The 15,615-nt window shown below is 71.0% G+C and carries 17 protein-coding genes; 8 read left to right on the top strand and 9 right to left on the bottom strand.

The features are described 5' to 3' along the window. Positions 1 to 46 precede the first annotated feature (46 nt). From ABH923_RS12925 to ABH923_RS12910, 4 genes are read right to left on the bottom strand one after another with little or no spacing between them, the layout of a single operon-like run. Positions 47 to 853, bottom strand: coding sequence for a 6-phosphogluconolactonase (locus ABH923_RS12925; RefSeq protein ID WP_370055779.1), 807 nt, complete (start codon positions 851 to 853; stop codon positions 47 to 49). A gap of 53 nt (positions 854 to 906) precedes the next feature. Then, the gene (locus tag ABH923_RS12920) at positions 907 to 1,719 is read right to left on the bottom strand and encodes a carbohydrate ABC transporter permease (RefSeq protein WP_370055778.1); all 813 of its coding nucleotides are present in this window, start codon (positions 1,717 to 1,719) and stop codon (positions 907 to 909) included. After that, positions 1,716 to 2,690: a carbohydrate ABC transporter permease gene (locus tag ABH923_RS12915; protein ID WP_370055777.1), complete on the bottom strand. Its 975-nt coding sequence runs from the start codon at positions 2,688 to 2,690 to the stop codon at positions 1,716 to 1,718. The genes ABH923_RS12920 and ABH923_RS12915 overlap by 4 nt, the downstream gene beginning before the upstream one ends. A gap of 4 nt (positions 2,691 to 2,694) precedes the next feature. After that, entirely contained in the window at positions 2,695 to 4,047 is a 1,353-nt protein-coding gene (locus ABH923_RS12910) for an ABC transporter substrate-binding protein (protein WP_370055775.1), read from the bottom strand. A gap of 136 nt (positions 4,048 to 4,183) precedes the next feature. Here ABH923_RS12910 and ABH923_RS12905 point away from each other — a divergent pair, with 136 nt between their 5' ends. Beyond that, the gene (locus tag ABH923_RS12905) at positions 4,184 to 4,903 is read left to right on the top strand and encodes a GntR family transcriptional regulator (protein ID WP_370055774.1); all 720 of its coding nucleotides are present in this window, start codon (positions 4,184 to 4,186) and stop codon (positions 4,901 to 4,903) included. A 32-nt stretch (positions 4,904 to 4,935) separates the two neighbouring features. Here the strand turns inward: ABH923_RS12905 and ABH923_RS12900 are convergent, their stop codons facing one another. Beyond that, positions 4,936 to 5,880, bottom strand: a complete 945-nt coding sequence (locus ABH923_RS12900; protein ID WP_370055773.1) for a helix-turn-helix domain-containing protein — start codon at positions 5,878 to 5,880, stop codon at positions 4,936 to 4,938. Between the two features lie 295 nt (positions 5,881 to 6,175). On the opposite strand from ABH923_RS12900, the gene ABH923_RS12895 reads away from it, so the two are divergent. The 4 genes from ABH923_RS12895 (at position 6,176) to ABH923_RS12880 (ending at position 9,044) form a co-directional block, all read left to right on the top strand. Then, positions 6,176 to 6,850 (top strand): GntR family transcriptional regulator, encoded by a 675-nt coding sequence (locus ABH923_RS12895; RefSeq protein WP_370055772.1) that lies wholly within the window; start codon positions 6,176 to 6,178, stop codon positions 6,848 to 6,850. Next, positions 6,850 to 7,512: a GntR family transcriptional regulator gene (locus ABH923_RS12890; protein ID WP_370055771.1), complete on the top strand. Its 663-nt coding sequence runs from the start codon at positions 6,850 to 6,852 to the stop codon at positions 7,510 to 7,512. Before ABH923_RS12895 ends, ABH923_RS12890 begins: the two co-directional genes overlap by 1 nt. 9 nt (positions 7,513 to 7,521) lie before the next feature. Further along, a complete protein-coding gene (locus ABH923_RS12885; RefSeq protein WP_370055770.1) occupies positions 7,522 to 8,208 on the top strand; it encodes an SDR family oxidoreductase in 687 nt (228 codons plus the stop codon). 104 nt (positions 8,209 to 8,312) lie between these two features. Continuing rightward, positions 8,313 to 9,044, top strand: coding sequence for a hypothetical protein (locus tag ABH923_RS12880; RefSeq protein ID WP_370055769.1), 732 nt, complete (start codon positions 8,313 to 8,315; stop codon positions 9,042 to 9,044). 22 nt (positions 9,045 to 9,066) lie between these two features. On the opposite strand, the gene ABH923_RS12875 is transcribed toward ABH923_RS12880, so the two are convergent. The 3 genes from ABH923_RS12875 to ABH923_RS12865 are packed head-to-tail and all read right to left on the bottom strand — an operon-like array spanning position 9,067 to position 11,776. Beyond that, the gene (locus ABH923_RS12875) at positions 9,067 to 9,627 is read right to left on the bottom strand and encodes a GNAT family N-acetyltransferase (protein ID WP_370055768.1); all 561 of its coding nucleotides are present in this window, start codon (positions 9,625 to 9,627) and stop codon (positions 9,067 to 9,069) included. 31 nt (positions 9,628 to 9,658) lie between these two features. After that, positions 9,659 to 10,174 carry a GNAT family N-acetyltransferase gene (locus ABH923_RS12870; RefSeq protein ID WP_370055767.1) on the bottom strand — a complete coding sequence of 172 codons (516 nt, stop codon included), beginning with the start codon at positions 10,172 to 10,174 and terminating at the stop codon, positions 9,659 to 9,661. 42 nt (positions 10,175 to 10,216) lie between these two features. Beyond that, on the bottom strand, positions 10,217 to 11,776 hold the full coding sequence (locus tag ABH923_RS12865; RefSeq protein ID WP_370055766.1) for a phospholipase D family protein: 1,560 nt from the start codon (positions 11,774 to 11,776) through the stop codon (positions 10,217 to 10,219). A 137-nt stretch (positions 11,777 to 11,913) separates the two neighbouring features. On the opposite strand from ABH923_RS12865, the gene ABH923_RS12860 reads away from it, so the two are divergent. The 3 genes from ABH923_RS12860 to ABH923_RS12850 all read left to right on the top strand — a co-directional run bounded on the left by ABH923_RS12860 (position 11,914) and on the right by ABH923_RS12850 (position 13,685). Then, complete coding sequence (locus ABH923_RS12860) at positions 11,914 to 12,348, top strand: hypothetical protein (protein ID WP_370055765.1); 435 nt, start codon at positions 11,914 to 11,916, stop codon at positions 12,346 to 12,348. Positions 12,349 to 12,644: 296 nt separating this feature from the next. Beyond that, positions 12,645 to 13,130 carry an FBP domain-containing protein gene (locus ABH923_RS12855; protein ID WP_370055764.1) on the top strand — a complete coding sequence of 162 codons (486 nt, stop codon included), beginning with the start codon at positions 12,645 to 12,647 and terminating at the stop codon, positions 13,128 to 13,130. Positions 13,131 to 13,391: 261 nt separating this feature from the next. After that, positions 13,392 to 13,685, top strand: a complete 294-nt coding sequence (locus ABH923_RS12850) for a DUF2277 domain-containing protein (RefSeq protein ID WP_370055763.1) — start codon at positions 13,392 to 13,394, stop codon at positions 13,683 to 13,685. Between the two features lie 15 nt (positions 13,686 to 13,700). Here ABH923_RS12850 and ABH923_RS12845 read toward each other — a convergent pair whose 3' ends face one another. Further along, on the bottom strand, positions 13,701 to 15,551 hold the full coding sequence (locus ABH923_RS12845) for an alpha-amylase family glycosyl hydrolase (RefSeq protein ID WP_370055762.1): 1,851 nt from the start codon (positions 15,549 to 15,551) through the stop codon (positions 13,701 to 13,703). Positions 15,552 to 15,615 lie beyond the last annotated feature (64 nt).

Raw genomic sequence — 15,615 nt, 5'->3', positions numbered from 1 at the left:
TGGTCGGGCGCCGGCTGGTGGGGTCAGCCGGGGTCGGCGATGGAGGTCAGCGGGTGGTCTGGAGCAGCTCGGCGGCGCTGCGGTCCACGAGGAAGCGCGCGTCGGAGCATTCGGAGAGGATGGTCGCGGGCCAGTCGGGCTCGTACGAGTCCGCGGCGGCGAGCCGGCGCACGGTGTCCTGCTTGTGCTCGCCGGTGACGACCATGACGACCGAACGGGAGAGCTCCCGGATGGTCGCGATGCCGACGGTCACGCCGAAGCGCGGCGCCTCGTCCAGGCTGCGCAGCGTCGGGAAGGTGCCGAGGTTGTCGCGGCGGGTGTCCTCGCCGAGCGGCACGACGCGCGTCACGGTATCGGCGGCGGCGCCGACGGGGTTGAGGGCGACGTGGCCGTCCGACGCGCCCGAGGCGAGCAGGAAGACGTCGATCCCGCCGGCCTCGGCGAGCGCGCGGTCGTACTCTCCGGCGGGCGCGGCCGGGTCCGGGTGCCAGAGGTTGGCCTCCGGGATGCGGTGGCCCGGCGTCGCCGCGGCATTGAGGAGGCCGAGGATCTCACGCCTCCCGAAGCCGACGCAGCTGTGCGGGAGGTCGGCGTCGATCGCGCGGTAGCCGTCGCCGGCCTCCTCCACGTACTCGTCCATCAGAGCGACGACGACGCGGGAGAGGTCGAGGTCTCGCTCGGCGACGAGCGTCGCGAGGTTCGCGTAGGTGGCGATCGGGCTGCGTCCGCTGGGGCAGCCGAGGACGAAGGTCCGTCCCTCGGCCGCCGCCCGGGCGATCCCGTCGGCGAGCTGGACGGCGGCCTCGCGGCCGACGTCGTCGGCCGTGTCGAGGATTTCGGGCGCGATGCGCATGGGTACTCCTTTGTTGCTTCTGGTGCAGTGCGGGAAGAGGGCGCGAGCCCAGGTCACTCTTTGAGCGCGCCGTTGAGCACGCCGCGGATGAAGTGGCGCTGGAAGAACGCGTAGAGGATCAGCACGGGCAGCGCCACGATGAGCGATCCGGCCGCGAGCATGTTGACGTCGAGGGTGTGCTGGCCCTGGAAGACGCCGAGCGCCAGCGTCGCGGGCTGGATGGTCGGGTCGGCGATGAAGACCAGCGAGAGGAAGAAGTCGTTCCACGTCCACATGAACGACAGCAGCGCGAGCGTGAGCACCGCGGGCCGCGAGATCGGCAGCAGGATCTGCCACAGCATCCGCCAGCTCCGCGCGCCGTCCATCTCCGCCGCCTCGATGAGCGACTTCGGGACGGCCCGGAAGGTCGCCCGCATCCAGAAGACGCCGAACGGCACGCCCATCCCGATCTGGATGATGATCAGGCCCAGCCACGAGTTCGTGAGCCCGAGCGACTGGAACGTGTAGTACAGCGGGATGATGAAGACTTCGGCCGAGATCATCAGCCCGAACAGGATGAGCGGGAAGAGGACCTTCTGCCCGACGACGCCGAGCACGCCGAACGCGAAGCCGGAGAGGATGGCGATCAGGGTCTGGCCGAGCACGGCGCCGATCGTGATGACGGCCGACGCGATCATGGCCGACCCGAAGTTGCCCACGTTCCAGGCGGTGACGAAGTTCTCGAAGTGCAGGTTCAGCAGGTCGATCTGACCGCTCCGGCTCGGGCTGAGCGCCGTGAACACGAACCAGACGACCGGGAAGAGCACGAGGATCGTGACGAACGCGAGGATGGCGTGGTTGAGCGTGCGCTCGGTGCGCGAGATCATGCGTCCTTCTCCTCGGAGAGTCGGGTGATGAAGAGCGCGACGCCCAGGCAGACGATCGCGATGACGATGCCGATGGCCGCGGCCATGCCCACATCGGGGTTGAGGAACGCCTTGCGGTAGAGGATCAGCGCCGGCGTGGTCGTGGAGGTGCCCGGGCCGCCCTGCGTGGTGATCCACACCAGGTCGAACGCCCGGAGCGCTCCCGTCACGGTGAGCGTGAGCGCGACCGCCACCTGGCCGCGGAGGCTCGGGAGGGTGATCGAGAAGAACTCGCGGATCGGGCCGGCGCCGTCGATGCGAGCCGCCTCGTAGAGCTCGGTCGGGATGGCCGCGACCCCGGCGACGAACAGCACCATGCAGAGGCCGAGCGCCGTCCAGGTGCCGATGACGCCGAGCGCGGGCAGCGCCCAGTTGAAGTCGCCGAGCCAGTTCTTGGCCAGGTCGCCGAGGCCCACGGCGCGCAGCGCCTCGTTGAGGGGGCCGTCCGGCCCGTAGATACGCTTCCAGATCACCGCGACGACGACGCTGGTCAGTACCTGCGGCAGGAACAGCAGCCAGCGGTACACCCCGCCGCCGCGCAGCTTGCCGCGGCCGAGCAGCGCGGCCGAGAGGAGCCCGAGCACGATCGGCAGGATGGCGAAGAAGACGACCAGCACGAGCACGTGGCCGAGCGACTCGACCAGGGCGGGGTCGGTGAAGAAGGAGACGTAGTTGCTGAGGCCGACCCACGTGGCGGTGGTCACGCCGTCCCAGCGGTAGAACGAGTAGTTGAGGCTCTGCAGGATCGGGATGATCACCACGAAGCCGTAGAACAGCAGGCCGGGCGCCGCGAACGCCAGACCGAGCCAGTGGCGGCGGCGGACGCGCGGCGAGACCGCACGCCGCGGAGCCTTCTTCGGCGCGGTGCGGCCGGGGGCCGCCGGTGCAGCGGCCGGAGCTTCCGGCCGCTGCACCACCTGGGACGAGGTCATCCCGTCAGCCCTGCTTCCGCGTGGCCTGGAAGGCGTCGTAGTCCTTCTGACCGGCCGCCGCGAGCTGGTCGGGCGTGACCTGGCCGGCGTAGAGCTGCTGGAGCTGTCCGCCGATCGTGTCGATCATCGTCGGGGTCGACCAGTCGAAGTAGGGCACGTAACCGTTGCCGGTGTCGAGCTTCTGCTGCGCCGAGATCTCGGTGGAGAGCTCCGGGTTGCCGCTCGGGGTGCTGAGGCCCGAGTGCAGCAGCGGGAGGAAGCCGTGGTCGACTGCCTGCTGGGCCGCCGTCTTCGACGCCATGAAGTCGAGGAAGGCCGCCGCGGCGTCCGGGTGCTTCGACTTGGCCGAGATGGACAGGTTGGCCGCGGTCGAGCCCGTGCCGACCACCTTGCCGCCCTGCACCTGCGGGAGCTGCACGTAGCCCATGGTCTGCTTCTGCGCGTCCGAGAAGCCGAGCGAGCCGGTGTACTCGAAGCGGAAGGCCGCCTTGCCGCCCAGGAACTCGGCCTGCGCGTCGGCGTACTGGACGCCGGGGTAGTTGGCGGTGAACCAGCCGTCGTCGGCCCACTTCTTGACGTCCTTGGCGGCGTCGACGATACCGGTCGAGGTGATCGGGACCTTGCCGCTGGAGTAGACGAAGTCACCGATGTTGGCGGAGGTCGCATACAGGTCCTGGGTCGCGAAGAGGATCGAGGTCGCCGAGCCCTTGTCCTGCGAGCCGTACGCGATCGGGGTGATGCCGGCGGCCTTGACCGCTGCCGCGTCCTTCTCGAAGTCGGCGAGCGTCTTCGGCACCGGGAGCCCAAGCTTGTCGAGGATCTCCTTGTTGTAGTACAGGCCGATCAGCGACGAGCGCGCCGCGGGGGTGGCGTACAGCGAGCCGGTGCCCATCTGCTTGCCGTCCGGGGTGAACTCGAGCTGGCGGGCGATCGTGTCCGGGATCTCCTTCTTCCAGCCGTACAGGTCGGAGTAGGCGTCCAGGTTGAGGATGCGGCCGCCCTTGGCGAGCGTGCCCATCGACTGCCAGCCGTTGTTGACGAGCGCGATGTCGGGACCGTTCGGGTCCGCGAGACGCAGGTTGAGGGTGTTCATCACCTGGCCCCAGTCCTGCGTGGTGCGCTTGATGGTGATGTTCGGGTGCTGCTTCTCGAAGGCCGAGACGACCGAGTCCATCCACTTGCCCTCGTCGCCCTGCCAGAAGTCGAGGATCTTGAGGGTGACGGGCTTGCCGGAAACATCCTTCGAGACGGCGTGCGAAGAGCCCGCAGCGCTGGAGCCTCCTGGTGCGCACGCTGTCAGGCCGAGGGCCAGTCCAGCGGTGAGCGCGAGGGCTCCTACGAGGTGCCTCTTTTTCATGCGAGTCTCCTTTAACTCGTGAGCATGGGGGTGGCGCCGATGACCGGCGCGGAACCAACCGTAACCATAACCAAACCAGATAGTCCATTCGAGAACGTATTAACAGCCATCGGTCGAACTGGTATGGTCACTTCCTGTGAAGACTCCGACGATCGCAGAGCGCGTCACCCGCGACCTGAACACGTCCCTGAACCACGGCGTGTACCCGCCCGGCACCCGGCTGCCCGGCGAACGGCAGCTGGCCGAGGGCCTCCATGTCAGCCGCAGCACCATCCGCACGGCCCTGGAGGACCTGGAGCGCCAGGGCCGCATCGCGCGCTCGGCCCAGCGCGGCTGGTTCGTCCCCAGCCCGACGGTCGGGGAGCCGCCGAGCACGCTGCAGAGCTTCAGCGAGATGGCCCGGCTGCGCGGCCACACGCCGACGGCACAGGTGCTCGAGAAGAGCGTCCGGTCGGCCACCATCGACGAGGCGGAACGGCTCGGCATCGTCGCCGGCGCCGACGTGCTCGTGCTGGTGCGCCTGCGCGGGATGAACTCCACGCCGATCTGCGTGGACACCAACGTCATCCCGCTCTCGGTCGCCGCGCCGCTGGTGGAGGCCGACCTCACCGACGCGTCACTGTACGAGTCGCTGCAGACGCTGTGCTCGGTCGACATCTACCGCAGCGCGTACAGCGTCCAGGCCGACGCGGCGACGCCGGACATCGCCGGGCTGCTGCACATCTCGGCGGGGAGCCCTGTGCTGATCGGGCGCGAGATCGCGTACGAGCGGGCGGGCGGGCCGGTGCTGCTGGGGTTGAACACCTACCGCGGGGACGCGTACCGGTTCGAGGCGGACCTGTACCGGGCGGGCTGACACCCGCCGGCCCAGCGGCCGCCTGCCTCCGCCTAGGCGTCGGAGCCGACCGGGTCCGCGCCGAACTCCGTGCGGTAGTGGCGCACGAAGACCTCCTCCGACGAGAAGCCCCACAGCTCCGCGGCCGCGCGCACCGTGATGGGCGTGCTGGTGAGCTGGTCGTGCGCGCCGTTCAGCCGGGATCGCCGCAGGTAGGTGGTGGGTCCGAGGCCGTCCTGCTGGGAGCGGAAGGCGAGCACGAGCTCTCCGGTGGACGCGCCGGCGGCGTGGGCGGCGTCCTCGATCGTGATCGGCAGCGCCGCGTGGTCGCGGAGGTACCGTGCGCCGACGTGGAACACGCGCGCCCGGCGCTCGGCGGACATGCGGAGCTCGCGCCGGTCCGCCACCAGCCGGAAGGTCTCCAGCGCTGAGACGGCGAGCTGACGGTAGGTGGTCGCGCGCACCGTGTCGTTCGTGAGCGCGCCGGTCCTCCACTCGCGCCTGGCGACCTCCAGGGTCGCCAGCCAGTAGGCGGCGCGTCGGGCGTTGACCGGACGGGGACCGTCGAAGCGGAGCTCCAGGTCGTCCTGCGCGTAGAGCAGCCGGGCCGTGCGGGTCAGGTCGGGCACGCGGAACGCGACGGCGCGACCCTGCAGGTCGGACATCCTGTGCACGGACTGCTCGCCCGGCTGGAAGATCACCGGGTCGGCCGCGAAACTGCCGGTCTCGTCGCCGACCTCCCAGCCACTGCCCGGCGTGCCGGTCGAGATGAGGAGGACGTCCGGGTCGACCACGCAGCGCAGCTCGCCGAGCATCACGGCGTCGGCCAGGAGGAAGCGACCGTCGCCGACCACGTGCTCGGCGTAGCCGGAGAAGCGACGGCCGAGGAGGACACGGCCGTACTGGCCGGCCAGGTACGCCTGCGTCTCGTCGCGGTCGCGCGAGCGGAACCGGCGCTCGAAGTACGTCGGCGATGGCTGGTCGACCGCGGATCCCATCGCGGGAACCTCCTCCATTCGGCCGGGCCGGCGTCGGGGAAAGTTTGAGGGGTCCTGCGTACCCGAAACGCAGGACCCCTCGACGGGCACCCGACACCCGAATGCGGGAGCCCGTCGGGCGGAGGGACCACTGGGGGCGGGCCCTCCCTGGGGGTTGAAACGTCGGAATCGTCTTCCTGCCGCGAGTATACGTCGAGATTGGAACTTTAATCCAGGCTCCAGTTCCACCCCTCCGCCCCTACCGTTACGATCGGAGTCGGAGCAACTCGCGTGCGCGCGAGAGAAGGTGGGGGAGATGCCCGTCCCGGGGGTGTCGGAGGTCCGGCAGACACGTGTGCTGGCGCGTGACCGCGCCTACGAGTCGCTCCGGACGGCGATCCTCGACGGCACGATCCGGCCCGGCGAGCGCCTGGACGACGCCGAGCTCCAGGCCTGGCTCGGGATGTCGACGACGCCGATCCGTCAGGCCCTCCACGCGCTGACCGTCGAGGGCTTCGTGGAGACCGCCGCCCAGTCGTACACCCGCGTGGTCGAGCCGCGGGTGGAGGACGCCGTGCTGCACCTGCAGACCATCGGCGTGTTCGTCCTCGGCGTGCTCGACCTCACCCTCGAACGCCTGACCGACGCCGACCGGGACGCCCTCGTCGGGGACGTCGACCTCCTGATCGCCGCGCTGGACGCCGCCGACCTCGACGCGTCGCTCGCGGCCTCCCAGCGGTACTACGGGCGGCTGATGTCGCTGTGCCCGAACCTCGTCCTGCTCCGGCTGGCCGCGCGGACGCTCGCCGCCCGTGCGTACTACGTGGGGGTCGCCTACCGGGCGCTCGGTATCGACTGGCCGGAGGCCGCGCAATCGTATGCCGCCCTGCGCTCGGCGCTCGCGTCGGCCGACCCCCGCGCTGTGGCCGCGGCGGAGCGCGAGATCTTCCGCATCGATGCTCCGCCGGCCGCCGGGGAGGGGCGCGACTGATGCCGATCCCCCGCTCCCCCGAGAAGACCACCACCCCCCGCGAGCTCGTCCGCGAACGCGTCTACGGGCAGCTCAAGGAGGCCATCCTCTCCGGCGTGCTGCTGCCGGGTGAGCGCCTGGACGAGGCCGAGCTGCGCGGCTGGCTCGGCGTTTCCGGCACGCCGATCCGGCAGGCGCTGCACACGCTCAGCCTGGAGGGCCTGGTGGAGACCGCGCCGCAGTCGCACTCCGCCGTCATCGCGCCGCGGCCCGAGGAGGCGCGCGACACCCTCCAGACCATCGGCGTGCTCGTGACGGGTGCGACCATCCTGGCCCTGCCGCACCTGACCGTCGAGGATCGGACGCGCCTTGCGGCGCTGGCCCGCGACGTGACCGTCCGGCATCGGAGCGGCGACGTCCCCGCCATCACGAAGGCCGCCGGGGCGTACTTCGGGTCGATGGTGCAAGCGTGCCGGAACCCGGTGTTCATCGAGGTCGTGGCGCAGACCGGACCGTCGCTGAGCTATCACGTCACCGTCACCCACCATGCGCTCGACGCCGATCAGGGGAGGCTGGCGCAGGACTACACCGAGCTGTCGGCGGCACTGCTGGACGGGGACGACGAGCGGGTCGTCGATGTCACGAAGCGGATCTTCCTGCTGGGGAGCGGGAGCGCCGCCTAGGCTCGGAGCATGACCCAGAACTCCCGTCCCGTCGCCCTGATCACCGGAGCGTCGCGCGGCATCGGCCGGGCGATCGCCGTCGAGCTGGGAAGCACCCACCACATCCTGGTCGGCGGGCGGGATGCCACAGGTGTCGCGTCCGTCGTGGCGGAGCTGCCGTCAGCCGAGCCGTTCGTCGCGGACCTGACCGGCGACACGCTGCCCGCCCTCCCGGGCCGGCTCGACGTGCTCGTGCTGTCCGCCGGCGTGGAGGACGGCGGCACCGTCGCCGAGACGGACGATGCAACCTGGCGGCACGTGTTCGAGGTCAACGTCTTCGCGGTCGCGGCCCTGCTGCGGGCGACCCTCCCCGCACTCCGGGAGGCCGGCGGGCTGGTCGTCGCGATCAACAGCGGCTCGGGACTGAGCAGCGGGGCGGGCGGCGGCGTCTACTCCGGCTCGAAGTTCGCCCTGCGCGCGCTCACCGACGCGCTGCGCGAGGAGGAGCGCCCGAACGGCGTCCGCGTCACCAGCATCCACCCCGGCCGGGTCGACACGGACATGCAGCGCGCGCTCGTGGCCCGCGAAGGGCACGAGTACGACGCCGCGTTCACGATCGCTCCGGAGATGGTCGCGGCCACCGTGCGCGTGGCGGTCGACCTGCCGAGCACCGGGATGGTGGAGGCGCTGACGGTGCGCCCGGTGCGGCGGCGCTGAGCGCGTACCCGTCCCGAACCCGTCCTTTACCATCCCCGAACATTCCCCGACGAGGCTGGACTCAGCCGGAAAACCCCGGCGGCTTACCTCTGAACGGGAGAACCATGTCCAGACGATCCATCGGCATCATCACGGCGGCGACCACGGGAATCGCATGCGCGGCCCTCATCGGCGGCCCGGCCTTCGCCGACACCCCGACGCCGACCCCGACCCCGTCCGCCTCGCACGCCCCCAAGACGCTGGCGCAGCTCCAGGCCGCCGGTGCGAAGGCCACCAGCGACCGTGAGACCAAGCTCACCGCAGCGATCGCGAAGGTCAACGCCGACACGACCCTGGCCTCCGGCGACAAGTCCACGATCCTCGCGACCCTCAACGCCGACCTCGCCGGCATGAAGTCCTCGGCCTCGGCCATCGCCGCCGACACCACGACCACCCAGGCGGCCGCCGACCTCAAGAAGGTCTTCACCTCCTACCGCGTCGACGCCGTCGCCCTCCCCCAGGCGCGCCTCGCCTCGGACGCCGACCGTCTGACCGGCACCACGATCCCCAAGCTCACCAAGGAGCAGTCCACCCTCGCCGGCCTGCTGTCGGGCACGGACAAGGCGAAGTCGACCTCCGCGCTGCAGTCCGACCTCAGCGACCTGAGCGCGCAGCTGTCGACCGCGTCCCACGACGCGAGCGGAGTCGCCGCCGCGGCCCTGGCCGTGACCCCGGCCTCCTACGACTCCAACCACTCGGCGCTGTCGTCCTCGAAGTCGTCGCTCACGTCCGCGCGCGCGGCGGTGAAGAAGGCGCAGGCCGACGCGAAGGCGGTCAGGCAGGCGCTGAAGAAGTAGGGGCGGAGGCCGAGCGCGGTGGTCAGACCGACGCCGCGCCGGCGCCCTCCCGCTCGGAGGCGAGCAGCGACCACACCTGCTTGTCGTGGAACACCCCACCGACCGGCCACGCCTCCCGGAGCACGCCCTCCAGCGTCATCCCGAGTCGGCGCGCGACGGCCGAGCTGCGCTCGTTGTCGTTCCGGCAGCGCCACTCCGCCCGGTGCATCCCGCGCTCGTCGAACGCGTAGGCGAGCAGTTCGCGGACGGCGCTGGTGATGTGCCCGTGGCCTTCGGCGCCCGGCTCCAGCCAGCAGCCCACCTCGAAGCCGCCCGTCGCCGGCACGAAGTCCACGAACATGACTCCGCCGACGAGCGTGCCGTCCGACCAGATGCCGTAGATGCCCGCGCCCTCCTTGGCCGCGCGCTCGGCGTACCGGCCGAGCGTCGCGCGGGCGCCCGCGACGTCGTCGGTGACGAACGAGGGGCCGACCCACGGGCGGATGTGCTCCCTGGCGCGGTCGAGGTGCGCGGCGAACTCCTCCGCCATCCAGGGCTCGAGGGGACGGAACTGGGCGCCGGAGGCGAGGGTCTTCGAGAACATGAGGGCAACGCTACAGGGGCGTCGAACCCCCTCAGCGGAGCGCGCGCAGGTCGAACGCCCACGCGTTGACCGTGATCGGCACGCCCTTCGGGTACTCCGAGTCCTCGACCCCGGTGTTCACGAATCCCACCGAGCGGGCGAGCGCGTTGGAGGCCGCATTGTCGACGCGCGGGAAGGCGAACACGGTGTCGCGGTCGGCCCGGGCCGCGGCATGTTCGAGCAGGAGCCGCACGGCCGCCTGCGCGTACCCGTGGCGCTGGTGGGGCACGAACACGAACCAGCCGCACTCGTACACGGCGTCGCCGTGATGCTCGATCTGCCAGTAGGCCGCCGCGCCGACCGGCTCGTCCGCCGCGTCCGACCACACCGTGAACGGCGCGATGGTCCCGTCCGCCTGCCCGACGAGGAACCGCTCGTGACGCCGGCGCACGACCTCCTCGCCCTGCGGGCCGCCCAGGAACACCGTCATGTCCGCGGCATCGTTCCGCAGCTCCACGGTCAGGTCGGCCTCGGTCCACGGTTGCAGCCGCACTCGGTCACCATCCACGCCGCGACACTACACGCGGGCGGCGCCTTCGCTACTCGGCCCCTAGAACCGCCCCGTCCCCCGCAGTCGCCCCGGCCGCGAGTCGGGGTCTACGACGAACCGGTAGAGCGGTTCCGCCCAGACGCGCTGCAGCCACGTCACCGGTTCGATGCGGTGGCGTCGGGCCTGGCCGCGCGGCCGGGGCGACCGCCGCCCCGATCGGTGCCAGGCGTCGAGCGCGTCGCTGCTCTCCGCCCACAGCGCCAGCCCGTCGGTTGCGTCCGCGATGCGCGGGTCGTCCCGGTCCAGGCCGAGGTGCTCGGCCCAGAGCTGCGTGCGGAGGTCGCGCGCGACGTCCCCTCCGACGATGGCGCAGGTGAGCTCGCTGTCGCTGGTCCAGGAACGCAGGTTGAAGTTGTCGGAGCCGCAGGTCATCCAGGTGTTGTCGATGATGCAGATCTTCGCGTGTACGTAGATCGGAGTGCCCGCGTCGTTCTCGAGGTCGAAGACGCCCACCCGGTCGGGCGCCGCACGGCGAAGCGTCGACACGGCCCGATGCTGAGCGAGGCGTCCGGGAGGGCCGGAGACTCCGCTGTCGTCGTCCGGGTACCGCGGCACAGCCACGATCACCTGCAGTGCGGGGTTCGACCGCAGGGCCTTCGCGATCCCGGCGACGACCTCCCTCGACCAGAGGAACTGGTCCTCGATGTAGATGAGGGAGCGTGCGCGCGCGAAGGCCTTGAGGTAGGCGCGCGCGATGCTGCGCTCCCCGTGCGGCGCGAACGGGAACCCCGGTCGCTTCGGCGCGTACGTCCTCAGGACCTGCACGGCGTGCGTCCCGGCCACCGGAGGCGGAGGCGCGGCCTCCGGGAGCGGCTTCGGGTGCCGCGGCATGTCGGCGAGGCGCTGCACGAGCATCCGGTACGGGTTGCGATGGTCCAGTGGGTGCGGGTCGTCCCAGCGCTCCGAGAACGTGTCGAGGAGGTCGCCGACCACGGGTCCGCGCAGTTCGAGTGCCGCGTCGTGCCAGGGCGGACGCTCGCCGTACCGCGGATCGATGCCCACCGCCTGCGGGTCGCCCGCGTGCCGGATGTCGTCCCGCCGGCTATGGCAGAGGTCGATCCCGCCGACGAACGCGACGTCCCGGGCCGGGTCGTGCGTGTGCCGCACCACGAAGAGCTTCTGGTGGTGCGACCCGAAGGCGCGCACCCGCTGGTCGAGCAGGACCTCGCCACCGGCGTCGTTGATCTCGCGGCCCAGCAGCGCGTTCGTCAAACCGCTCATCGGCCCTCGGACGCTCTGGCCGTGGGCACGCCACACCAGGCCGCGCACCTCGACACCGGCTCGCGCGATGTCCGCCAGCAGCTCCCCGATCGTCGGGCCGTCCGGCAGCAGCCGCTCGTCCTTGTCGCCGCGCCAGTCGGTGAAGAACACGCGGTCGCCCGGCTCCAGCGCCGAGAGCTCCTCGTGCAGCCGCGCGAAGTAGGTCGCGCCGTGGACGAGCGGCCGCACCCGGTTGCCTTCCGACCAGGACGCGGTCCCGGAGGGCCCGGCCTGCACGGCGGACGCCGGGTTCCCCCGCTCGGCTCGGCTCAGGAACCAGTCGGACGCGTCTGTCGGCACGTCAGGCACTCTACGCCGACGGACGCCGATCGCCGCGCCTCTGTACCGGCGGACGCCCGCGGGAGCAGAATGGTCCCGTCCGAGCCGCATCTCAACGATCCGCATCTCGACGAGCCGTATCTCGAGGCAGGGAGACCATGTCCGAATCCGCCGCACCGTCCGCCTCACCGAGCCCGACCGACAGCCTGCGCCGTCGCTCGCGGGAAGCGCTGTCCGCCCTGGCCCTCCAGTTCCTGCTCGGGATGGCGGCCAACCTCATCGGCGACCCGAAGGGCACCTTCGCGATCGTCGTGGACACGATCATCGTCATCCTGCACATCCTGGTCGCGATCGGCCTGGTCGTGATCAGCATCCGGCTGCTCCTCGCCGCCCGCACGGCCGGTGTCGGCCAGCGCCTGGCATTGTGGGGCCTCATCGTCATCGTGATCACGTTCCTCGCGGGCGTCGGCACGATGGTCACCGGCAACGAGTGGGCGTCGTACGTGATGGCGGCCGGGTTCCTGGTCGCGGCCGCCCTCTACGGCGGCACGTTCTTCGCGTCGTACGGGATCGGCAGCACCTCGCGGGCGTAGCCGCAGTCCCCTGCCGCCGCCCGGGCGTGTCGTAGACTACCCGGGTGGATCGGTTCATCGCGTCTCAGCCCGTCGGGCGTCTGGAGGTCGTCGGCGTCCTCATCGCCGGCGTGAGATAGCCCCGCCTCTCTTCCCGTGATCCCGCGCGCCCTTTTCCGCGCGCTCCCGCCCGCGTTCGTGCGCGCTTACGCGCCGTTGCCCGGCCATTTTTTCGCCGGCCCCGCGAGCACCCCATCACGCCGGACCCGTCGCCGTCCCCGGCGTCCGCGGTCCGCAGACAGACAGGACACCCATCCATGCTTCCCGTGAACGAGCAGCAGCTCCGCTCCTCCTTCGTCAACGCCTCCCAGCGCGAGCGCAAGGAGCTCACCCTCCCCGATCTGGCGAACACGCGCTGGGACGACCTCGACTACCTCGGCTGGCGCGACCGCAGGAACCCGAACCAGGGCTATGTGATCGCGGAGGTCGACGGCGAGCTCGTCGGCGTCCTGCTGCGGAAGGCCGACGGCGGCGTCCGCAGCCGGCCGCAGTGCTCGTGGTGCGAGGACGTGCACCTGCCCAACGAGGTCGTCTTCTTCATCGCGAAGCGCGCGGGCGCGGCGGGCCGCAACGGGAACACGCTGGGCACGCTCGTGTGCGCGGGCTTCGAGTGCTCGGCGAACGTCCGCAAGCGACCGCCGCTCGCCTACGTCGGCTTCGACGTGGAGGCCGCGCGCCTCCAGCGCATGGAGGCGCTGCGGGAGCACGTCACGACCTTCGTCCGACGCGTCGCCGAGGGCTGAGTCCGGGAGGCCGCGGCCCCGCGACGGGTGTCGGAGCTTCGAGTGGCGTCAGACCTGCGGAAGCGTGATGGCGCCGGTGTTCGTGAGGCCGTCGACCTCGGCGGCGATGCCCTCGGTCTCGGGGAGGGTGCGCTCGATGTGATCGCGGAGCGAGCTCATGGGGTGGTTCCTATCCTGCTGTGGGGGTAACCGGGAAATCTTCCGCCATTCAACCTGAGAAGACGCACAACACCCGGGATTGAATGGCGGTATCGTCGCGGCATGTGCCGGAACATCCGCTGCCTCCACAACTTCGAACCGCCCACGACGGACGACGAGGTCCGGGAGGCCGCCCTCCAGTTCGTCCGCAAGGTCAGCGGCTCGACGCGCCCCTCCCGGGCGAACGCGGCCGCCTTCGACCAGGCGATCGCCGAGATCGCCGAGGCCACGCGCCGCATGCTCGACCAGCTCGTCACCAACGCGCCGCCGAAGAGCCGCGAGGCCGAGGCGCTGAAGGGCCGGGAGCGACACGAGAAGCGGATGGAGCGGGAGGTGCGGATCCGCACTGCGGTGTGAGCCTAGGGCGACCGCTCACTCCGCGGGGACCAACCACACGAACGCGTGCCCGCCGAGCGTCACGCCCTCCCGAAGGTCATGGGCGCCACCCGTCACGAGGTCCGTCCGCTCCGCAGCATGCCCGTCGAGCGCCCACGGCTCGACCCGCTCCGGGTAATCGCCGAAGTTCGCCAGCACCAGGAGCGAGCGCCCGTCCTGTCCCGGCCGGAGGTACCCCAGCACCTTCGGGTTCCCGGTGTCGAGCGCGACCAGCTCGCCACCCCCGAACTCACCGAACCGCCGGCGCAGCGCGATGAGCCACCGCATCCGTTCGTACAGGCTCCCGGCGGGCGTGGACGCATCCGTCCGCTCCTCGTACAACCGCGCCGGATACGACGGCCGGCCGACCCACCGGGAGTCCTCTCGGCGGCCCTCGTCCTCCAGTTGCCCGTAGTCGTTGAGCTGGCCCACCTCGTCGCCCAGGTAGATCAGCGGGATGCCGCCCGTCGACAGCGCGAGGGAGTAGGCGAGCAGCACCCGGCCTGGCCCTCCCGCGTCGCCCGACTCGTACCCCGCCAGGGAGGCGGTCGTCCCGGCGACGCGACTGTCGCCCGTCTTCGGGTTGAACTGGAAGGCGGCGCCGCGCGCGAAGCTGCCCTCGAAGCGGCCCGTGTAGTAGTCGTTGAGGAAGCGGCGGTGACCGTACGGGTCGATGCCGAGACGGGCGGCGTCCTCGTCCGCGAACGTCCAGCCGATGTCGTCGTGGCTGCGCACGTAATTGACCCAGGCGGTCCCGGCGGGCGTCCGGTGGCGGTCGGCCAGCGCGCTCTGGAGCATCCGCACGTCGCGGGTCGCCAGCGCCTCCCAGGTGAGCGCCATCTGCAGCGGGTTGTAGCTGAGCTGGCACTCGTCCGGGCGCACGTACGAGAGCACGTCGTCCGGGTGCACGATGGCCTCCGAGAGGAAGACCATCGCGGGCGCTGCGATGCGGCAGACGGCGTTGAAGGCCTGCAGCAGCAGGTGGGCCTGGGGGAGGTTCTCGCTGGAAGTGCCGAGCTGCTTCCAGATGAACGGGACGGCGTCCATCCGCAGGACCTCCACCCCGAGGTTGGCAAGGAAGAGCATCTCCCCCGCCATCGCCCGGAACACGGCCGGGTTGGAGTAGTTGAGGTCCCACTGGAACGTGTGGAACGACGCCCAGACCCAGGTGCCGTCCGCGAGCTGGACGAAGGAGCCGGGATGGTCGTCCGGGAAGATCTCCCGCGTCGTCTCCTCGAACCGGTCCGGCTGCTCGCGGGAGTCGAACATCCAGTAGTAGTCCCGGAAGGCCGGGTCGCCGGCGACCGCACGCCTAGCCCACTCGTGGTTGCTGGCGGTGTGGTTGAAGACGAAGTCGACGGCGAGTGAGATGCCGTTCCCGCGCAGCGCCTCGCCCAGGGCCCGGAGGTCGTCGATCGTGCCGAGCTGCGGGTTCAGCTCCCGATAGCTGGAGACCGCGTAGCCGCCGTCCGAGTTCCCCTCCGGGGTGCGGAACGGCGGCATCACGTGCAGGTAGGTCAGCCCCAGCTCGCGGAAGTACGGGATCCGCTCCTGGAGCCCGGGGACGCCGCCCGAGTAGAGGTCGGCGTAGCAGACACCGCCGAGCATGGCGTTGGACTGGAACCAGTCCGGCTGCTCCGAGCGCCGGCGGTCGAGGTCTTTGAGCTCGGCGGTGCGCTCCCGCCAGGAGGCGTCCACGAGCTCCAGCGTGCTCGCCAACGCCGCTTGCAGTCCCGGATGGTCGCCGTAGATCGCGCCGAGGAGGCGGCGCAGGCGCTCCCCCTCCACCGCGAGCCTGCGCTCGAAATCGCGACGGTCTTCCTCGATCGTGCTGCTCTCGCTGCTCACGTGCCCAACGTAGGACGCGGCATCCGTTTGACCAAGAGGTTTCCGTCGCCGACGGCGCGCGGTG

This window comes from Leifsonia sp. EB41 (assembly GCF_041262565.1).
Lineage (GTDB): Bacteria > Actinomycetota > Actinomycetes > Actinomycetales > Microbacteriaceae > Leifsonia.
Note: the sequence above shows the minus strand (reverse complement) of the source record. Positions and strands in the feature narration are given on the sequence as shown.

Bases quoted from the DNA above. Each gene is read 5' to 3' on its own strand.
- ABH923_RS12850 (WP_370055763.1), top strand. From the start codon at position 13,392: ATGTGCCGGAACATCCGCTGCCTCCACAACTTCGAACCGCCCACGACG.
- ABH923_RS12875 (WP_370055768.1), bottom strand. From the start codon at position 9,627: ATGTTCTCGAAGACCCTCGCCTCCGGCGCCCAGTTCCGTCCCCTCGAG.
- ABH923_RS12920 (WP_370055778.1), bottom strand. From the start codon at position 1,719: ATGATCTCGCGCACCGAGCGCACGCTCAACCACGCCATCCTCGCGTTC.
- ABH923_RS12915 (WP_370055777.1), bottom strand. From the start codon at position 2,690: ATGACCTCGTCCCAGGTGGTGCAGCGGCCGGAAGCTCCGGCCGCTGCA.
- ABH923_RS12885 (WP_370055770.1), top strand. From the start codon at position 7,522: ATGACCCAGAACTCCCGTCCCGTCGCCCTGATCACCGGAGCGTCGCGC.
- ABH923_RS12900 (WP_370055773.1), bottom strand. From the start codon at position 5,880: ATGGGATCCGCGGTCGACCAGCCATCGCCGACGTACTTCGAGCGCCGG.
- ABH923_RS12880 (WP_370055769.1), top strand. From the start codon at position 8,313: ATGTCCAGACGATCCATCGGCATCATCACGGCGGCGACCACGGGAATC.
- ABH923_RS12890 (WP_370055771.1), top strand. From the start codon at position 6,850: ATGCCGATCCCCCGCTCCCCCGAGAAGACCACCACCCCCCGCGAGCTC.
- ABH923_RS12895 (WP_370055772.1), top strand. From the start codon at position 6,176: ATGCCCGTCCCGGGGGTGTCGGAGGTCCGGCAGACACGTGTGCTGGCG.
- ABH923_RS12910 (WP_370055775.1), bottom strand. From the start codon at position 4,047: ATGAAAAAGAGGCACCTCGTAGGAGCCCTCGCGCTCACCGCTGGACTG.
- ABH923_RS12860 (WP_370055765.1), top strand. From the start codon at position 11,914: ATGTCCGAATCCGCCGCACCGTCCGCCTCACCGAGCCCGACCGACAGC.
- ABH923_RS12925 (WP_370055779.1), bottom strand. From the start codon at position 853: ATGCGCATCGCGCCCGAAATCCTCGACACGGCCGACGACGTCGGCCGC.
- ABH923_RS12855 (WP_370055764.1), top strand. From the start codon at position 12,645: ATGCTTCCCGTGAACGAGCAGCAGCTCCGCTCCTCCTTCGTCAACGCC.